This window comes from Brucella pseudogrignonensis, from assembly GCF_032190615.1.
Taxonomy (GTDB): Bacteria; Pseudomonadota; Alphaproteobacteria; order Rhizobiales; family Rhizobiaceae; genus Brucella; species Brucella pseudogrignonensis_B.
Map to the genome: position 1 here is coordinate 1,062,501 of NZ_JAVLAT010000001.1, position 18,506 is coordinate 1,081,006.

Below are 18,506 nucleotides of genomic sequence, written 5' to 3' on the forward strand. Positions count from 1 at the left end.
GCTTTACAGAGTGCTGGCTACACGGACGACGATGCATCCAATATGGCCGACGCCATTACGAAGCTGCTGAATTCACCTCGTCTGAAAGAAGGAAGCGTTCTGCGTGTTGGAACGGAAACACGCAACGGCGAGGATCGCGTCGTCAGAGCGAGCGTTTATCATCGTACAACGCATCTGGTCACAGTTTCGCTTAACGACCGTAATCAATATGTGCCGTCCGATCAGCCCGAAGAAACGCCGCTGCTCGCATCGGCATTTGATGGAGATGCACCGCCGAGTGCAATTCGCGGTAATCTTCCAAGTGTTTATGATGGTATCAGCCGGGCGGCGTTAGCTTATGGCATGACAGAAACCATGCGCGAGCAACTCGTGAAGATGTTGGCGTCAGATGTAGACTTACAAGCGCGCCTCTCGCAGAGCGACAAGATCGACGCTTTCTTCTCCCTGCCTGACGATCCTGAAAAGCCAGACGGCGATTCACAACTGCTTTATGTCGCCGCCAATTTCAGCGGAACCACGCGAAAATTTTATCGCTATCAGGCTCCGGACGGCAGCGTTGATTATTTCAACGAAGACGGAAAAAGCGCCAAGCAATTCCTGTTACGCAACCCAGTACCAAATGGTGTGTTCCGCTCGCCATTTGGAATGCGTCGCCATCCCATCCTCGGCTATAGCCGCATGCACACCGGTGTTGACTGGGCAGCACCTCGCGGCACACCGATCATCGCATCGGGTAACGGTGTTGTTGAAAAAGCCGGCTGGACTAATGGCTATGGCAATCAAACTCTGATTCGTCACGCCAATGGTTATGTCAGCAGCTATAGTCACCAGAATGCGATTGCGCGTGGCGTAACGGCTGGTTCACGAGTGCGCCAAGGACAGGTTATCGGTTACGTTGGATCGACAGGTCTCTCAACCGGACCGCATTTGCACTACGAACTTATTGTCAACGGCACCAAAGTTGATCCGCTTCGCATTCGTTTGCCGGATAATAAGGCTCTCAAGGGCAAGGAACTCGAGGCCTTTATTCAAGAGCGCGAGCGTATCGATACGCTGCTGAACACAGATGATACAGGCACCAAGCTTGCATCAACAGGAACCACAAAAAGTTAGAGAGTCTATTCAATTACTGAATGCCAATCATAAAACACCCGGAAATCGCTACCGATTTCCGGGTGTTCCTTTTTAGCAGATGATCTTCAGCTGTGCTTATTCTGTAAACTCAACAGTTACACCAGCTTTGACGAGTTTCGCTAATTCTTCCGCATCCCAATTCGTCAAGCGCACACAACCATGGCTCGATGTCTTGCCGATACGCGAAGGTTCAGGAGTTCCATGGATACCATAAGTTGGTTTTGACAGTGCGATCCAAACCGTACCAACCGGACCATTCGGACCGGGAGGGATAGTGAGTACCTTGTCATTACTGCCCTGCTTGAAATTGATCTTTGGATTATAAGTGTAGTTCGGATTAATCGCGATTCGCTGCACCTGAACGATACCTGAAGGCGATGGAGTATCGGACGAACCAATTGTCGAGGGGTAAGCCACTACGAGCTTGCCATTTTCATCATAACCCCGAACCTGCTTGCGAGCCTTGTCCGCAATGATCCTCGCAACCTTTGCACGGACCGGCTTACCGAGATTTGGTACCCGAACAACAGAACCCGGCTGATTAAAGTTCACGCCCGGATTGATCTCTTTGAGATAAGCTTCATCGATATGAAATTTCTCCCCAAGCATTTCAGTCACAGACGTGTATGCCATCGCAGGTAGCTGCGCCTTGTGAGCATAGTCATCCGGGATCGAAGCCACATATTGACGACCGACATCTTCATTTGTGATCGTATATTCTGTGAAAGCCGGACCGCCGGTCGCCTGCAATTCTGCCTCGATTGAAGCTTCATCGGTTGGATTGAGGAACTTGCCCGTCATCTCGCTATAAGCGGCCGCTGCCTTATCGACATTGGATCCTGAACGCCCGTCAATCACGCCCGGCGAAGCACCTGCCCGATCAAGCAAGACCTGATAGGCTGCGATCTTCTGCTTCGCACCCTGCCCTTTTGGCATTTCAATGGCTGGCGTCATATCATCGGCATTGGGCACAGCATGTGGCTGTGTCGATGGCTGTTGATAGCCCGGATCGCGATTGATGCTTGCAGTTGGTGATTCTGTATCGGGATATTCCGTACCTGCCGGTGGCAACTCAGAGCGCTGCACCTGACCATCGCGATTAAATTCATAACCCGGTGCTGATGGTGCTTCGGGGTAATAATTCGGATCTTCTGGCACATTACCGAAGCCATCATAAGGCGCACCACCGCCAACAGGACCATCTGACCACCCACCGTCCTGCTGACCACCACCTGCATAACGGCCTGAATCGCGGGGATCTTCAATATTGATTACACGTCCACGGCGATCAATCGTGACCTGCCGGCCATATTCATCTGTATAAACGCGCACTCCCCGATCCCGGCCACGCTCATGCCCCCAGTCGAAAAGCTGTGCCAATTGCACGGGTTGCGAAACATGAGTGGTCGCATCGCGCTCATCCGCAAAGGCTGAACCACCTGCTGCAAAAATGATTGCAGAACCGACCAAACCGAAGCGAAGCATGCGTAAGAGATGCGACATACAAGAAACCCTGAATTACCTTACATAAGGGATGCAACTATATGGTTAACAATTAATTACTCAATAACAGCAAATGCCAGATGAACTGGACATGAAGATGGCCTTAAAAATCGATAGTTCATAAAAAACGCCGCAATCGAATGATTGCGGCGCTTTCGTCATCAGCTCGATAAAGCCTTATGCCTTTTCATCGTCCTTCACCGGCTCACCCTCACCCATCACGCGGATGGGACGAAAGTTCAGTCGATCAGAGCCAGGCAATATTTTGACGATGGAACCGTCAAAAATATCGCCAAGCAGAATGCGTTCTGCCAGCGGGTCCTGAACTTCCTTCTGGATAACGCGCTTCAGTGGACGCGCACCATAAGCCGGGTCATACCCCTTGTTAGCCAACCATTCGCGGGAATCGTCTTCCAGTTCCAACGTGATCTTGCGATCATGCAAGAGAGCCTGCAGACGCTTCATCTGAATATCGACAATCGAGCCCATGTCTTCGCGACGCAGCCTATGGAACAGGATGATTTCATCGACACGGTTCAGGAATTCCGGACGGAACGAAGCCCGCACCACACCCATCACCTCTTCACGAACACTTTCTACATCATCCTTCTCACCAAGATTGACGAGATATTCAGCGCCAAGGTTCGAGGTCATAATGATCAGCGTATTGCGAAAATCGACCGTGCGCCCCTGACCATCTGTCAGGCGTCCATCATCGAGAACCTGAAGCAAGACGTTGAACACATCCGGGTGCGCCTTTTCGATTTCGTCGAACAGGATCACCTGATATGGCCTGCGTCGCACAGATTCCGTCAGAACACCGCCTTCTTCATAGCCGACATAGCCGGGAGGTGCACCGATCAGCCGGCTCACAGAATGCTTTTCCATGAATTCCGACATATCAATGCGAACCATGGCCGTGTCATCCTGAAACAGGAATGAAGCCAAAGCTTTGGTCAACTCGGTCTTGCCAACGCCGGTTGGTCCGAGGAAAATGAACGAACCAATTGGCCGGTTCGGATCCTGAAGACCCGCACGTGCACGACGAACAGCTTTTGAAACAGCCTGCACTGCTTCACCCTGTCCGACAACCCGTTTGCCGATTTCATCCTCCATGCGCAAAAGCTTTTCGCGCTCGCCTTCCAGCATCCGCTCAACCGGGATGCCAGTCCAGCGGGAAACAATCTGCCCGACATGCTCTGGTGTTACGGTTTCCTCCAGCAAGGAGCCTTTGTTCTCATTGCTTTCAGCCTCGACAAGCTGCTTTTCAAGCTGCGGGATCGTGCCATAGGCCAGTTCACCAGCCTTCTGGAATTCACCGCTGCGCTGCGCAATCGCCAAAGCATTGCGCGCTTCTTCAAGCTGCCGCTTCAAATCTGCCGCAAGTCCAAGCTTCTGCTTTTCAGCCTGCCATTTGGCTGTCAGTTCCGCTGATTCTTCTTCCAGATCGGTCAGCTCTTTTTCAAGACGCTGCAAACGATCAATCGAAGCCGTATCAGTTTCGACCTTCAGCGCTTCCCGCTCGATCTTTAGCTGCATCGCACGACGATCAATCTCGTCCAATTCTTCCGGCTTTGAATCAACCTGCATACGCAGACGCGAAGCGGCTTCATCGACAAGATCAATAGCTTTATCTGGCAAAAAGCGATCTGTGATGTAACGATTCGATAGTGTTGCAGCCGCAACCAGTGCCGAGTCGGAAACGCGGACCTTATGGTGCTGCTCATACTTCTCCTTCAAACCGCGAAGGATTGAGATCGTATCTTCAACAGTCGGCTCATCAACAAACACCGGCTGGAAACGACGAGCGAGCGCTGCATCCTTCTCAACATATTTGCGATACTCCTCAAGCGTGGTCGCACCAACGCAGTGCAATTCGCCACGAGCCAATGCTGGCTTGAGCAGGTTGGATGCATCCATCGCACCATCAGACTTGCCTGCGCCCACAAGCGTATGCATTTCATCGATGAAAAGAATGATCTGGCCAGCAGCAGCCTGCGTTTCCGAAAGCACAGCCTTCAGACGTTCTTCAAACTCACCGCGATATTTCGCGCCAGCGATCAACGCCCCCATATCGAGCGCCATCAACTGCTTGTCTTTCAGTGATTCCGGCACGTCACCATTGACGATACGCAAGGCCAGACCTTCGGCAATTGCTGTTTTACCAACGCCAGGTTCACCAATCAAAACTGGGTTGTTTTTGGTGCGGCGCGACAGAACCTGAATCGTGCGGCGAATTTCTTCATCGCGACCGATGACAGGATCGAGCTTGCCCGCACGCGCATCTTCCGTCAGATCACGCGCATATTTTTTCAGCGCATCGTAATTGCTTTCAGCAGAAGCGGAATCGGCTGTGCGGCCTTTGCGCATGTCATTGATAACCTTGTTGAGCGCGGTCGGTGTCACACCGGCGGCAGCCAGAATTTCAGACGTTTTTGCAGATTTCTCGATAGCAAGGGCTGTGAGCAAACGCTCGACCGTGACAAAGCTGTCTCCGGCCTTGCTTGCCAGCTCTTCGGCAAGAGTAAAAACCTTTGCCAATGGCTGCGCGAGATAAAGCTGATCGTTACCGCCGCTCACCTTTGGCAGTTTTTCAAGCGCTGTCTGCAAGCCCAAACGTACGTCGCTGATGCGGCCACCGGCACGCTCAATGAGCGATGCAACAAGACCTTCGTCATCATCGACGAGCACTTTTAAAAGATGTTCAGGGGTAAACTGCTGATTGCCCGAGGAAAGGGCGAAAGTCTGGGCCGACTGAATAAAACCGCGAACCCGTTCGGTGTATTTCTCAATATTCATATTGTCTCCTTTTCCTTCCAACCCATTCTGGCATCGGAAGAGTTCTGGTGACGGAGCCCCCGAATTCGGCTGGCTCACTATCCAAGGAGAAATATGGGAAGATCAATAAGGTTCGGCAAGACCAGAAAAGCCAAAAGCGCGTAAATAAAAAAGGCGCGGAAAACCGCGCCGTTTTTTTGCAATCAACCATATTGCCATTCAGGCTTTATGCGTCGGAATCCGCTGTTTCAGGAACTTCATCCTTCGGAACTCGACGCGGGCGGCCCGGACGACGTGTGACACGGGCTGGAGCTTCTTCCTTAGCCGAAGCTTCAACAGGTGCTTCCGCTACAGGCGCTGGCTTTTCAACAACAGGTGCTGCTTCTTCTGCAACCTTTGCAGGCCTTTCAGCGCGTCTTGGCTTTTCGACCACTGGCTGTTCTGCAACTGGTGCCTCAACAACCGGCGTTTCAACGAAAGGCTTTTCAGCAACTGGAGCTGGAATCGACTGCTGATCGACAACCGCAGCAGCAACCGGTGCCTCTACAGCTGGCTGATCGGACTGCTCATCCGCATTGAAGCGCTCGCGCTGAGGACGACGACCGCGACCAAGACGGCGCTGATCACGTCCGTCGCGTCCTTCGCGGGAATCACGACCTTCGCGTGGCTGCGAACGGTTGTCAGGACGGCCATCAGAACGAGTATCCGGGCGTCCTTCCGAACGATTGTCGCTGCCTTCTTCGCCATAAACCACTTCAGCTGGAGTGCCTTCAATCACAGGCTGCGGACCCGAACCATTGACGGGCTGGTGCACAGGAGTGGTTGGCACGAAGCCACCTTCATCCTCATCGCCACCATCATTGTCGAAGTTTTCTTCGCGCTGATATGGAATGTTCTGCGCTGCCATAGCAGCCATAATGATGCGATTATAATGTTCTGCGTGCTGAAGATAATTTTCAGCCATAACACGGTCACCAGACGCCTGTGCGTCGCGAGCCAGTGTCGTATATTTTTCTGCAATATGCTGAGCATTGCCGCGGATTTTTACGTCCGGACCATTGCTTTCATAATTACGCGACAGAGGATTGGGGCCCTTGCGGTTGTTATTGTTGTTATTATTGTTATTCCCCCGTCCGCGCATACGCCTGTTCTGCTGTGCTGGCCTCATCGTCTTCTCTTTTCAGATTTAAGGGCGTCATATTCCTGTGGCTTAAAGCCACCGGCTTCGCATTATCGAGCCATGGAGGAAGCACACCCTAAAACTTCCCACACATCGAATTGTTAAGAGTTCCGCACTGTCCACCAAAGACAATGCGAACTTTCCGGCTTGGCATTTGCAAGACCCTCCGAAAAGCAAAACTCTTCGGAACTATTTGTGAAAGCCGTGCACTTCCGTACAAACCATCCCTTGAGAAAAACCCTCACGGGAGCATGACCTAAATCGTCATGGAGTATTTCCGCCACCGCCCTCAAGCGGGCAAAACCATTCTGGCTATATACGGTGGCTGGAAACTAAACGGCTTCGCCGCAAATTCCAAGCGCTTTTTTGATGTCATCGCGCGTTTTTTAACATGCAGTCTTTCAAACGCTTACACTGTCTAAATTTATGAAAACCATGGCCCTTCTATGACCACCGAGATCTATTGCTTCATTCGTCAATTGAAAATCAGCGCTTTCAAAAATGACGCGCACATCGTCAAACTGGCCTGCGCCAATCTCAACGGCAACTATTCCACCTTCATATAGGTACGCACGAGCCTCATTTGCAAGGAAGCGATAGAAATCAAGTCCGTCATTCCCGCCATCCAGAGCCGCCATTGGGTCATGCTCACGCACTTCGCGCGACAGATCTTCAATGTCCCTGCTTGGAATATAAGGCGGGTTTGAGACAATGAGATGAAACCTGCCACTTACATTTGAAAACCAGTCGCTTTTAAGCGCAGCAAATCTCGCGCTCACACCATTGGCCGCCGCATTGATCCGTGCCATGGCAAGCGCGCCGTCGGCAATATCGAGCCCGATACCGTTGAGCTTTTCAAACTTGTGCAGAAGTGAAATCACAATAGCACCAGTGCCGGTGCCCATATCGAGCATCAAGGCCCGACCATGCTGTTCGATCAGCTTTTCGATATAGGGTGAAACGAGATCGACAAGCGCTTCCGTATCCGGGCGCGGTTCAAGCGTTTCCGGCGAGAGTCTAAATGGCAGACCATAAAACTCACGCATACCGATGATGCGATGCACCGGCTCGCCTGCAATACGGCGCTCCAGCGCATCGTTTAACTGCGCGACCTTGTCCTCATTTATCAACTTTTCCGGCCATGAAATCAGATCAAGCCGTGTTGCGCCAGTCGTCCATTCGACAAGCAATTGTGCATCAAGATCAGGCGTATCGACGCCCCCCTCCCGCAATTGCATGCGAGAAGACGCCATCAGCCGATCAAGGCGTTCGCCGCTCACGCGTTTTCGCCCAGTTCCATGAGAAGGGCTGTCTGATGATCAGAGATCAGCGCATCGACAAGCTCGTCAAGCTCGCCCATCATCACGCGATCTAACTTGTAAAGCGTGAGGTTGATACGGTGATCGGTCACGCGGCCCTGCGGAAAATTATAGGTACGGATACGCTCGGAGCGATCGCCAGACCCCACCTGACTGCGGCGCGATTCAGATCGTTCGCTTTCTGCTTTCTGACGTTCCATGTCATAAAGACGGGCACGCAGAATCTGCATGGCACGGGCGCGGTTCTGATGCTGTGATTTTTCCGCCTGCACAACCATGATGCCTGTTGGAATATGCGTTATACGAACAGCGGAGTCGGTCGTGTTAACGTGCTGACCACCCGCACCCGAAGCGCGCATGGTATCAATACGAATATCTTCGTTGCGAATTTCGATATCGATGTCTTCCGCTTCAGGAAGAACCGCGACCGTTGCAGCAGAGGTGTGAATGCGGCCACCCGCTTCTGTTTCCGGCACACGCTGCACACGATGCACACCGGATTCAAACTTCAGTTTCGAAAACACACCCTTTCCCGAAACGGTCGCAATGATTTCCTTAAAGCCGCCGGCATCGCCATCGCTTGCCGAAACCAGTTCGACTCGCCAGCCTTTTTCAGCGGCAAAACGCTCATACATGCGAAACAGATCGCCAGCGAAAAGTGCCGCTTCCAATCCGCCCGTACCCGCACGAATTTCCAAAATCGCGTTCTTCTCGTCGGCCGCATCTTTGGGCAGAAGCAAAATCTGAACTTCCTGCTCAAGCACTTCGATGTGCTTTTCAACTTCTGGCAGTTCTTCAAGCGCCAGCGCACGCATTTCCGCATCAGTCGATGCATCATCGCGCATCGCAATCAGATCTCTCGCCTCGCTACGCGCATCCGTCAGTTCGCGAATTTTACCGACAACGTCCTGAAGCTCGGAATATTCGGAAGCCAGTTTCACATAGGTAACAGAATCAGGATTGTTGGCCATCTGGCTTTCAATCATTGAGAACCGCTTCAAAAGCTGGTCCATCCGGTCCTGTGGCAAGGCGCTCATGGGTATGTCCTGAAATCTTTAATCTTGGCGTGAATAAGCAAAATTGAGCGCCGAACATAGAGTCCCGCGCCCAAACATTTCCTGCAATGATCTCAGCTATAGCGGAATATCGTTGTCTTCTGCAAACTGAAGCAGCAATTCACGCAGCGAATGCGCACCATTCGGCTTATCGAGCTTCTCATTGAGAAGTGTATTAAGCTTGCTCACATCAAGCGCACCAAGCATGGCCTTGACCGGGCCAATATTGGCAGCCGACATCGAAATCGAGCGGAAACCAAGACCCAGCAATGCCATAGCCGTCAGCGGACGTCCGGCCATTTCACCACACAATGTCACCGGCTTACCGTGCCGATTACCAGCATCAACAATGTGACGAAGCGTGCGCAGGAAGGCGGGCGACAACTGATCGAAACGGCTTGAAATCAGCGAATTGCCACGGTCAACCGCCATCAAAAACTGGAACAGATCGTTGGAACCGACGGAGACAAAATCCACAATCGCCATCAGTTCATCAAGCTGCCACAAAAGCGCTGGCACTTCGATCATCGCACCAAGCTTGAGATTATTCGGCAATATATGGGCAAAGCGCGAAAGGTGACGCACTTCGCGATCAATGATCTCGCGCGCAGCCTTAACCTCGGATACCTCAGTGACCATCGGCAGCATAATCTTGAGCTCTCGCCCACCAGCAGCTTTCAGAAGTGCGCGCAACTGCGTGCGCAGCAATCCCGGACGATCCAGCGTGAGGCGAATTGCACGCCAGCCAAGCGCCGGATTTTCTTCCTGCGCAGTTGCCCGGAAATAAGGAAGAACCTTGTCACCACCAATATCAAGTGTGCGGAAAGTCACCGGCTTGTTGCCCGCAGCCTCAATCACCGAGCGATAGAGACGCTCCTGCTGCTCAGCACGTGGGAAGGTGGACGCAACCATAAACTGAAGTTCGGTACGGAACAGACCGATACCACTGGCACCTGATGCTGCAAGCTGTGGCAAATCCACCAGCAGACCCGCATTCATCAGCAGAGAAATGTCAACGCCATCTTTGGTCAGTGCAGGCTTGTCGCGTGATTCGCGATAAAGGGCCTGACGGCGCGCACGGAAGCGAACTTTTTCGGCATAGGCCGATTCAACATCTGTCTGCGGACGCAGATGCACGATGCCTTCATCGCCATCGATAATCGCAGCATCATTGTTTTCAGCCATAGACACAGCGCCCTTGGCCTGACCAACGACAGGAATACCCATCGCACGGGCAACAATCACCACATGGCTCGTGGCTGCACCATCTTCCAGCACCACGCCACGCAAACGCTCACGCGGATAATCAAGAAGCTCGGCAGCGCCCATCGTGCGCGCGACAATAATCGCATCCTTAGCCAATGATTCGGCCATCGTTTTGACATCGCGACCCATCAGCTGACGCAGCAGACGATTGGCCAGATCATCAAAATCCGACAAACGCTCCCGCATATAAGGGTCAGTCAGATGCACCATGCGCGCACGCGTATCGCTCTGCACCTTCTCAACAGCCGCTTCTGCTGTCAGACCATTGTGAATGGCTTCTTCAAGACGACGCACCCAGCCGCGATCATGCGCAAACATGCGGTAAGCTTCGAGCACTTCACGATGCTCACCTTCAGCAGCAACATCACGTCGCGAAAGCATATCATCAATGGAAATGCGCAAAGAACCGAGCGCTGTTTCCAGCCGCGTCAACTCCGCCTGGCTGTCTTCGTTAAACAGGTTCGTTACGACGATACGCGGCTCGTGCAGGACAACATGGCCAAGGCCAATGCCGTCATTGAGCCCGTTTCCGGTCACACTCATCGGTCGACCAAGATCCAGTTCGATACCGGGCCGCGCCAAACGCAAGCCATCGCCCGTCGCGATAATCTCGGCCAGAACCATTGCTGTCGTCTCAAGTGCTTCAACCTCGTCTTCGCGATAGGCCCGCTTGGTCTGATTCTGAACGACAAGAACGCCCAAAGTGCGGCCAGCACGAAGAACAGGAACACCGAGGAATGAATTGTAAGCTTCTTCGCCGGTTTCCGGCAAATAAGCAAAGGCTGGATGGCTTTGCGCATCGGTCAGGTTCAGCGGGCGCGCGCTTGCAGCAATCGTTCCCACAAGACCCTGCCCCAGACGCAGCTGTGCCAGGTGGACAGACTGTGGATTAAGACCCTCAGTCGCGTAAAGCTCAAGCACACCATCAGCACGAAGAATATAAAAAGAGCAAACTTCCGCGACCATATTTTGCGCGATTTCACGGACGATCCGGTCAAGGCGTTCCTGTGGCTCCAGTGATTCAGCCATCAATTCGCGCAGCCGCTTCAGCAGCACGCGGGGACCAGTTGTCAGATCACGCATGATCGTGGGGGGCTCCTCATTTGGTACAGGCTCAGCTTTTCCGCAAAGCCAGTTCCCTTTACCCGCCTGCGAAGCGTTACGCCGAATCCTTTGTGAGCATTTTTGACACGCGCGTCTAGTCTAATCGTCAGAAAATCTGACAACTTATATCATAAGAAAATGCCGCGCCCTTATTATAGGGAGCGGCATTGTTTCAAAACGAAGCAGACAAAGAGGGCGAATTACTTATCTAAACCGTAAACGCCATGCAGCGTGCGCACTGCGAGTTCAGCGTAAGGGCCATCAATCAGGATCGAAATTTTAATTTCCGACGTGGTGATAGCGCGGATATTAATGCCCTTTTCAGCCAATGCTTTAAAAGCGGTCGCTGCAACGCCCGCATGACTACGCATACCGATGCCGATTACAGAGATCTTAGCAAGGCCGGTTTCAGACTGGATGTGATCAGAGCCGATTTCGGCCTTCACTTTATCGAGAACACGCAGCGCCTTGTCGATATCGCCCGTTGGGATCGTGAAAGTCATATCGGTTTTCGAGCCGTCTTCCGACACGTTCTGCACAATCATATCGACATTGATGTGCTCTTCAGCCAGTGGGCCGAAAATTGCTGCCGAGATACCTGGCCGGTCGGCCACGCGTCGGAGCGAAATCTGAGCTTCATCCTTCGCATAAGCGATACCAGTGACGACCTGCTGTTCCACGATTTCATCCTCGTCGCAAATGAGTGTTCCGGGCGGGTTGATCGGATCATCCATGCCCGGTGCATTGGGGTCCGTAAAACTTGAGCGCACGAAAGTGCGAACTTTATGTACCATGGCGAGTTCAACCGAACGCACCTGCAGAACCTTTGCGCCGAGCGAAGCCATTTCCAGCATTTCTTCAAACGTAATGCGGGAAAGGCGCTTTGCCTTGGGTTCAATACGTGGATCGGTCGTGTAAACGCCATCAACATCGGTATAGATGTCACAACGGTCAGCCTTCACACCAGCAGCAATCGCCACAGCCGAAGTGTCCGAACCACCACGACCGAGCGTTGCAATGCGGTTATCCGGGCCAATACCCTGAAAACCGGCAACAACGGCGACCTGACCCATTTCCATGCGACGGATGATTTCCGAGCCGTCGATTTCCTGAATACGGGCAGCGCCATGCGCATTGTCTGTCTTGATCGGAATCTGCCAACCCTGCCACGAACGCGCGTCAACGCCGATAGATTGCAGCGCAATCGCCAGAAGACCACTCGTTACCTGTTCGCCAGAAGCAACGATCGCGTCATATTCGCGTGCGTCGTAGAAAGGGGATGTACCACCGGAAACCTTGGGCATGTTCTGCACCCAGTTGACCAGCTCATTCGTCTTGCCCGACATGGCGGAGACGACAACAGCAACCTGATTGCCCGCATCGACTTCACGTTTGACGTGGCGCGCCACATTAGAGATGCGTTCCAGATCGGCCACAGAAGTGCCGCCGAATTTCATCACGATGCGCGCCATTTAAGGATACGTCCCGTCTTTTGCAAAATTACACTAACGCCTGCCGAAACCTTATTTTCTTGCGACAGACAAACCCGGGGTCACATAGCTAAAATGTCGCGCTTCCGCAAGGGTGTGATTCCCGTGAAACAATAATCAACGCGTCCAATTCGGGAATTTGATTTGATCCTTGACTTTAACACGCTACCTTGAGAGCAGGATTGCACGCGCTTCCGCAGGAGAATGATATGACAGAGACCGCCCGCACCACCATCGATGCTTCTGAAATCGAGCATTTTTCGCGTATTGCCGCGCAATGGTGGGACCCACAGGGTAAGTTCCGTCCGCTCCATAAATTCAATCCGACGCGCCTGACTTATATCAAGGAAAAGGTCTGCGAGAAGTTCAACCGCGACCCGAACAGCCCGCGCCCCTTTGAAGGCCTGCGCTTTCTCGATATCGGTTGCGGCGGTGGTCTGTTGTGCGAACCGATGTCGCGTCTCGGTGCGACAGTCATCGGTGCCGATGCTTCTGAGACCAATATCGAAGTCGCAAAAATCCATGCAGCCCAAAGCGGTGTGGACGTCGATTATCGCGCGACCACTGCGGAAGCTCTTGCTGAAGCGGGCGAGAAATTCGACGTCGTCCTCAACATGGAAGTGGTCGAACACGTTTCCGACGTTGACCTGTTCATGTCGAAGACCAGCGAAATGGTGAAACCGGGTGGACTAATGTTCGTCGCCACCATCAATCGCACGCTCAAGGCCTATGGCCTTGCGATCATTGGTGCGGAATATGTGCTGCGCTGGCTGCCACGCGGCACGCATCAATATGAAAAGCTGGTCCGCCCGGAAGAACTGGAAGCAGCCTTTTCAAAGGCTGGCCTTACCCTGATCGACAAGCTGGGCGTGACCTATAATCCGCTTGCCGACAGCTGGAGCCGCTCACGCGATACCGATGTAAACTACATGGTTCTCGCTGAACGGCCTGCTTAATACAGCAACTATTATCGTTTCTGAGCTTTTGTCGTCAGCGCCACACCAATGGCGATGACGACTGCACCTATCCATGTAAGCGGCGGATAGTTTTCCCCCAGGAATAGCGTGCCTGAAATCAGTCCGAGTGCCGCAGCCACATAACCGATCTGGCTCAGATAAACCGGACCACCCACCGCCTGTAGCCGGAAGAAAAGCGCAAACATACCTGCCGCAGCGATCCCTTGCGCCACAGCAGTCGCGGGCGCCAGAGCGAGCGTTTCAATCGGGAAATTGCCGCTAAACAGCAAAATCCCGACAAACAGCATCAGGGCCGCCGCCAGATGACTGCCCGCAGCAAGCTCAGTCGGATCAGCATTTTTCGGCCAATCGATTGTGCGATAGACATTTCCCATCGCCAGAAACACAGGAATGAGAAGCGCCAAGCCGATCCACAGCGGATCGGCTGGCTTGCCCACTTCACCACGGGTCATCGCAACCATGATTGCGCCAATAAAGCCCACAACAATACCAGCAATACCCAGCGCGTTGGGGCGTCGAAGGCCAAAGCCCATCGAAATCAGAAGCGTGATCACTGGCGATAGCGTGTACATGATTCCTGTGAACCCAGCACCAAGACGCGGGATCGCAGACAGTATCAGCAGATTGGGCAGCGCATAGGAAATCGCAGCTGTGCAGATGTAATAACGCAGCCTGCCACCCGCAAAGCCAATACGCCTTTTTCCCAAAAGCATGACCAGCAACAGGATAATACCGGCACTTGCCGAAAACAGAAATGTCCAGATCGCGGGTGGAACACCTGCCTCAGCCGCAATCTTACCAAGCGGTAAAATAAGCCCCAGAAGCGTGCCGGTCGTCAGCAACAAAAGTGGCGCAGAATCCATGAGTTTCATGCGCCTGATCTCCTACGCATCACAATTATCAACTAATTCTTATCTTCCGGGAAAACCGGCAATGGCATGACTTCAACACCATCTTCAAGCAACGAATGAACATCTTCCTTGGACGCTTCACCGTAAATCCCGCGCGCTTCCGTTTCACCGAAATGGATTTTACGCGCTTCCTCGGCAAATTGATCGCCAACATAATCAGCGTTCTCGCGGACCTTGCGGCTGAGCTCGCGCATTTGCTCAAGCACCTGCTTTTGCGCCTGATCCATAGCAATCGCCACCTGCTCTTTCGAACGGCTGGTAGAGACCGCAGGGGCCATCAGTGATTTCTGAATATCAGGCGAATTGCAAACAGGACAGGAGACGAGTTTTCGTTCCGACTGCCGGTCAAAATCGGCATTGTCGCGAAACCAGCCTTCAAATTCATGGCCGTGATCGCAATGAAGCGAAAAGCGGATCATAGATTATGCGTCCTGTTTCTCTTGGGCGACCTTCACCGAAAACTCGCGCGCATTCTTGAGGTTTGGCACTTTCGCACGTGCCGCAACGCTCTCCGCAACATCAATGTCAGCAATGATGACACCCGGCTCATCATGGGCGGCTTCTGCCAGAACTTTGCCCCATGGCGAAACGATCAGTGAATGACCATAAGTCTCCCGACCGTCTTCATGCACACCACCTTGCGCCGCTGAAATCAGGAATGCGCCATTTTCAATGGCACGCGCACGCTGCAAAACATGCCAGTGCGCCTCACCTGTCTGACGCGTGAAAGCGGCAGGCCCCGTGATTACATTTGCACCAGCCAAAGCCTGCGCACGGAAGAGCTGCGGAAAGCGAATATCATAACATACCGCCATGCCAACCTTGGCAAAAGGCAGCTCCGCAATCACCGTTTCCTTGCCAGGCTCATAGGTTGCCGATTCGCGCCAGCTTTCGCCGTTGTCGAGATCGACATCAAACATATGCACCTTGTCATAAGTCGCGATCTTCTCACCCGATGGCGCGAAAATACCGCCACGATTGGCAATCTTGCCATCACCCGCTGCAATGGCTGTCGAACCGATATGCAGGAAAATGCCGTGCTTCTTTGCAAGCGCTGATGCGGCTTTAAAGACGAGGTCATCATTTTCATCACGCAGGCTTGCAAAAAGCGCTGCACGGTCGCGCATCAGCGCGCCCGTCATCTCAGGGGTTTGCACATATTGAGCACCTTTTGCCACAGCATCGGAAACCATTTTTTCCATCGCCTCAACATTGCGGGTCACATCGGTGCCTGAACGCATCTGAACGGCAGCAGCGCGAAAGGTGCTCATAAAAATCTCCCCTACCCTGATCTTAGTTCAGTTCGCCGGTCGCGAGCAGGCCGTCAAGCTTGCCTGCATTGTCGAGTGCGACAAGATCATCGCAACCGCCAACATGCACCGAGCCGACAAAAATCTGCGGGAAGGTATTACGGCCCGAACGTTCCTGCATTTCTGCACGCAGTTCCGGTGTTGCGCCCGCATTAATTTCGTTAAACTCAACGCCCTTGTTTTTGAGAAGGCTGACGGCACGGGTGCAATAAGGGCAGCCGGGACGGGTATAGATGGTAATATCGGTCATGAAAAACTCCATTCGTTGCCATCTATATAAGTAGCAAAACCACGATCTGGAAGCCCCTTATCGCTTCACAAAGCTGTATTCAGGCATCAGGCAGAACCCGGCTGAATGTGAGCACGTCAACGCTTTTTGCGCCGCCACGCAGCAGCGCGCGCGTAGCAGCCTTGACCGTTGAACCCGTGGTATAGACATCATCGATCAACAACACCCGCCGCCCACGCACATGAATTTCATGCTCTTTGGGTACGCGAAACGCACCATCCACATTGCGCTTTCGCTCTTTCAGGCCCAGCCCAATTTGCTGATCAGTCCGCCGAATGCGCTTTACCGCCTGTGGAGCAAAAGGTTTGCTGCTTAATCGCGCCAGTGTACGTGCCAATTCCGCAGACTGATTAAATCGACGCGACCAGAACCGCCATTTGTGCAAAGGCACCGGCAGAATAACGTCGCATTCGTCGAGTAACTCACGCCCCGCACGTTGCATCCAGCGCGCCATCCACGGCGCAAGATCAGTGCGATCATGAAACTTGAGTGCGACCGCCATGCGCTGCGCCGCCCCTCGATGCAGCACGGCAGAACGTAGACGCCGGAAAGGCGGTGGATCTGCAATCGCTTCTGCACTCATGAAATTATCACCAAAATCATGGCTGAACGGAATGCCAAGCACCGGACAACAAGGCTTTTCAATAAAGCGCAGTTGCGACCAGCAGTGCGGGCATAGTGTTCCCGGCTCTGAAACCTGAATGCGACAACCGACACAGGTCGCCGGAAACAACACCTCGGATGAATAGCGCAAGCCAAAGCGAACGGCGCTCTGCACGCTCGTTTTTAGCCTCCACAACAAGCTTTGATGAGACCTCTCGTCATCAACCATTGCATTCGCCCCCGTTCGAATGCATCTACGCCTGTATCTATATTACCAACGCATATCCGAAAGAGAAGACGGAATCGCAATGGCCGCCCCTTCACCTGCCCAATCGTCTGAAAGTGCGATCTTTGATCGCGACCTCCAGCTTACGTTTCGCCGCCGTGCCTTTAAACGCGCGATCCCGGGAGCAGACTTTATTTTGCAAAGGGCAGCAGAAGATCTTGAAGATCGGTTGGATGCAGTGACACGCCGTTTCCCGGTTGCAGTTGACCTCGCGGGGCATAATGGTCTTGCGGCGAGTACCATTGCCCGTTCTGGCAAAGCAGATATGATTTTGCGCATCGAACGCGATGCAACTTTTCTCAATAGCCCCTTCCCGGCAGTCGTTGCCGATGACGAAGCCCTGCCACTCAAGCCGCAAAGCGCTGATCTCATTGTTTCGCTGCTATCACTGCATTCAACCAACGATACTCCGGGTGCGATGATCCAGATTGCACGCGCATTGAAGCCCGACGGTTTGTTTCTGGCAGCACTCAGCGGCAACGGAACTTTGGGCGAATTACGCGAAAGCCTTTTGCAGGCAGAGGTCGAGCTAACAGGCGGCGCTTCGCCGCGTATCTTTCCATTTGCCGACGTGCGTGACGTCGGCGGGCTGTTGCAACGCGCTGGTTTTGCGCTTCCGGTCACAGACGTGGAAAATGTCACTGTGCGTTATGACAGCATTTTCAACCTGATAGCTGATCTGCGCGCCATGGGAATGCAAAATGTGCTGCGCGATCGTTCCCGCAAACCAGTTTCAAAGAAACTATTTCTCCGTGCAGCCGAAATCTATGCAGAGCGCTTCAGCGATCCGGATGGACGCATTCGCGCAAGTTTCTCGACTATCTGGCTGTCTGGCTGGGTACCGCACGAATCACAGCAAAAGCCATTGAAGCCCGGCTCTGCCAAAACTTCACTGGCTGATGCGCTTAAAAAAGCAGAATAAGCCGTTTAGCAGTCGCCCCTTTGAGTGCCGTCTACTTCGATCACACAGATTGGTCGTACGGGTGCCTTGCGCTCCGCATGAACATCCCGCTTGATTGATCCGGTCATCGTGCGATCAATGCCAGCTGGCAGAACCGATTGTGCCGCAAGCTTATTCGCCTGATCATTTAAAACCGGCACAATAATCAGTGCAAGCGCGACTGCGGCAGAGCCAAAAAGCAGCACGACGCGCAGGATGCCGCGACCCGCTTTCGAGAGAGGGCCCGGGGTGTATTCATTATGATCTGCGCTGAAATAATTATTATCAAAACTCATGAGGCTAACTCCGGAACACTTATCCCTGAGAATGCCGCAGTGGAGTGAATCATCGATTAACGCGG

16 protein-coding genes (1 of these 16 only partly in view) are annotated in these 18,506 nt (G+C 53.0%); 3 read left to right on the plus strand and 13 right to left on the minus strand.

Annotation, left to right across the window (positions count from 1 at the left end; all coding sequences use genetic code 11):
* Positions 1-1,113 carry the 3' portion of a M23 family metallopeptidase gene (locus RI570_RS05195; RefSeq protein WP_313827327.1) on the plus strand. It extends 843 nt beyond the left edge of the window, so 1,113 of the gene's 1,956 nt are visible here — the last part of the coding sequence; its start codon lies off the left edge, out of view; its stop codon occupies positions 1,111-1,113.
* A 96-nt stretch (positions 1,114-1,209) separates the two neighbouring features.
* Here RI570_RS05195 and RI570_RS05200 read toward each other — a convergent pair whose 3' ends face one another.
* From RI570_RS05200 to RI570_RS05230, 7 genes are all read right to left on the minus strand, one after another.
* On the minus strand, positions 1,210-2,637 hold the full coding sequence (locus RI570_RS05200) for a L,D-transpeptidase (protein ID WP_313827328.1): 1,428 nt from the start codon (positions 2,635-2,637) through the stop codon (positions 1,210-1,212).
* A gap of 177 nt (positions 2,638-2,814) precedes the next feature.
* The gene (gene clpB / locus RI570_RS05205; protein ID WP_313827330.1) at positions 2,815-5,436 is read right to left on the minus strand and encodes an ATP-dependent chaperone ClpB; all 2,622 of its coding nucleotides are present in this window, start codon (positions 5,434-5,436) and stop codon (positions 2,815-2,817) included.
* A gap of 205 nt (positions 5,437-5,641) precedes the next feature.
* Entirely contained in the window at positions 5,642-6,583 is a 942-nt protein-coding gene (locus RI570_RS05210; protein ID WP_313827332.1) for a DUF4167 domain-containing protein, read from the minus strand.
* A gap of 413 nt (positions 6,584-6,996) precedes the next feature.
* Positions 6,997-7,848 (minus strand): peptide chain release factor N(5)-glutamine methyltransferase, encoded by an 852-nt coding sequence (prmC, locus tag RI570_RS05215; protein ID WP_313828561.1) that lies wholly within the window; start codon positions 7,846-7,848, stop codon positions 6,997-6,999.
* A 23-nt stretch (positions 7,849-7,871) separates the two neighbouring features.
* Positions 7,872-8,951 (minus strand): peptide chain release factor 1, encoded by a 1,080-nt coding sequence (gene prfA / locus RI570_RS05220; RefSeq protein ID WP_313827333.1) that lies wholly within the window; start codon positions 8,949-8,951, stop codon positions 7,872-7,874.
* 96 nt (positions 8,952-9,047) lie between these two features.
* The gene (gene ptsP / locus RI570_RS05225; protein WP_313827334.1) at positions 9,048-11,318 is read right to left on the minus strand and encodes a phosphoenolpyruvate--protein phosphotransferase; all 2,271 of its coding nucleotides are present in this window, start codon (positions 11,316-11,318) and stop codon (positions 9,048-9,050) included.
* A 221-nt stretch (positions 11,319-11,539) separates the two neighbouring features.
* Positions 11,540-12,811, minus strand: a complete 1,272-nt coding sequence (locus RI570_RS05230) for an aspartate kinase (RefSeq protein WP_313827336.1) — start codon at positions 12,809-12,811, stop codon at positions 11,540-11,542.
* Positions 12,812-13,038: 227 nt separating this feature from the next.
* On the opposite strand from RI570_RS05230, the gene ubiG reads away from it, so the two are divergent.
* The gene (ubiG, locus tag RI570_RS05235) at positions 13,039-13,785 is read left to right on the plus strand and encodes a bifunctional 2-polyprenyl-6-hydroxyphenol methylase/3-demethylubiquinol 3-O-methyltransferase UbiG (RefSeq protein WP_313827337.1); all 747 of its coding nucleotides are present in this window, start codon (positions 13,039-13,041) and stop codon (positions 13,783-13,785) included.
* A gap of 11 nt (positions 13,786-13,796) precedes the next feature.
* Here the strand turns inward: ubiG and RI570_RS05240 are convergent, their stop codons facing one another.
* The 5 genes from RI570_RS05240 to RI570_RS05260 all read right to left on the minus strand — a co-directional run bounded on the left by RI570_RS05240 (position 13,797) and on the right by RI570_RS05260 (position 17,148).
* Positions 13,797-14,678, minus strand: a complete 882-nt coding sequence (locus RI570_RS05240) for a DMT family transporter (RefSeq protein WP_313827338.1) — start codon at positions 14,676-14,678, stop codon at positions 13,797-13,799.
* A gap of 32 nt (positions 14,679-14,710) precedes the next feature.
* Complete coding sequence (locus RI570_RS05245) at positions 14,711-15,136, minus strand: DUF1178 family protein (protein WP_250041645.1); 426 nt, start codon at positions 15,134-15,136, stop codon at positions 14,711-14,713.
* A 3-nt stretch (positions 15,137-15,139) separates the two neighbouring features.
* A complete protein-coding gene (locus RI570_RS05250) occupies positions 15,140-15,988 on the minus strand; it encodes a carbon-nitrogen hydrolase family protein (protein ID WP_313827339.1) in 849 nt (282 codons plus the stop codon).
* Between the two features lie 22 nt (positions 15,989-16,010).
* On the minus strand, positions 16,011-16,277 hold the full coding sequence (gene grxC / locus RI570_RS05255; protein ID WP_313827341.1) for a glutaredoxin 3: 267 nt from the start codon (positions 16,275-16,277) through the stop codon (positions 16,011-16,013).
* A gap of 79 nt (positions 16,278-16,356) precedes the next feature.
* Positions 16,357-17,148: a ComF family protein gene (locus tag RI570_RS05260; RefSeq protein ID WP_313827342.1), complete on the minus strand. Its 792-nt coding sequence runs from the start codon at positions 17,146-17,148 to the stop codon at positions 16,357-16,359.
* Between the two features lie 79 nt (positions 17,149-17,227).
* Between RI570_RS05260 and RI570_RS05265 the strand changes: the two genes are divergently transcribed.
* Entirely contained in the window at positions 17,228-18,127 is a 900-nt protein-coding gene (locus RI570_RS05265; RefSeq protein ID WP_313827343.1) for a methyltransferase domain-containing protein, read from the plus strand.
* Between the two features lie 5 nt (positions 18,128-18,132).
* On the opposite strand, the gene RI570_RS05270 is transcribed toward RI570_RS05265, so the two are convergent.
* Positions 18,133-18,441 carry a hypothetical protein gene (locus tag RI570_RS05270; RefSeq protein WP_313827344.1) on the minus strand — a complete coding sequence of 103 codons (309 nt, stop codon included), beginning with the start codon at positions 18,439-18,441 and terminating at the stop codon, positions 18,133-18,135.
* Positions 18,442-18,506 lie beyond the last annotated feature (65 nt).

Bases quoted from the DNA above. Each gene is read 5' to 3' on its own strand.
- RI570_RS05200 (WP_313827328.1), bottom strand. From the start codon at position 2,637: ATGTCGCATCTCTTACGCATGCTTCGCTTCGGTTTGGTCGGTTCTGCA.
- clpB (WP_313827330.1), bottom strand. From the start codon at position 5,436: ATGAATATTGAGAAATACACCGAACGGGTTCGCGGTTTTATTCAGTCG.
- RI570_RS05210 (WP_313827332.1), bottom strand. From the start codon at position 6,583: ATGAGGCCAGCACAGCAGAACAGGCGTATGCGCGGACGGGGGAATAAC.
- prmC (WP_313828561.1), bottom strand. From the start codon at position 7,848: ATGGCGTCTTCTCGCATGCAATTGCGGGAGGGGGGCGTCGATACGCCT.
- prfA (WP_313827333.1), bottom strand. From the start codon at position 8,951: ATGAGCGCCTTGCCACAGGACCGGATGGACCAGCTTTTGAAGCGGTTC.
- ptsP (WP_313827334.1), bottom strand. From the start codon at position 11,318: ATGCGTGATCTGACAACTGGTCCCCGCGTGCTGCTGAAGCGGCTGCGC.
- RI570_RS05230 (WP_313827336.1), bottom strand. From the start codon at position 12,811: ATGGCGCGCATCGTGATGAAATTCGGCGGCACTTCTGTGGCCGATCTG.
- ubiG (WP_313827337.1), top strand. From the start codon at position 13,039: ATGACAGAGACCGCCCGCACCACCATCGATGCTTCTGAAATCGAGCAT.
- RI570_RS05240 (WP_313827338.1), bottom strand. From the start codon at position 14,678: ATGAAACTCATGGATTCTGCGCCACTTTTGTTGCTGACGACCGGCACG.
- RI570_RS05245 (WP_250041645.1), bottom strand. From the start codon at position 15,136: ATGATCCGCTTTTCGCTTCATTGCGATCACGGCCATGAATTTGAAGGC.
- RI570_RS05250 (WP_313827339.1), bottom strand. From the start codon at position 15,988: ATGAGCACCTTTCGCGCTGCTGCCGTTCAGATGCGTTCAGGCACCGAT.
- grxC (WP_313827341.1), bottom strand. From the start codon at position 16,277: ATGACCGATATTACCATCTATACCCGTCCCGGCTGCCCTTATTGCACC.
- RI570_RS05260 (WP_313827342.1), bottom strand. From the start codon at position 17,148: ATGGTTGATGACGAGAGGTCTCATCAAAGCTTGTTGTGGAGGCTAAAA.
- RI570_RS05265 (WP_313827343.1), top strand. From the start codon at position 17,228: ATGGCCGCCCCTTCACCTGCCCAATCGTCTGAAAGTGCGATCTTTGAT.
- RI570_RS05270 (WP_313827344.1), bottom strand. From the start codon at position 18,441: ATGAGTTTTGATAATAATTATTTCAGCGCAGATCATAATGAATACACC.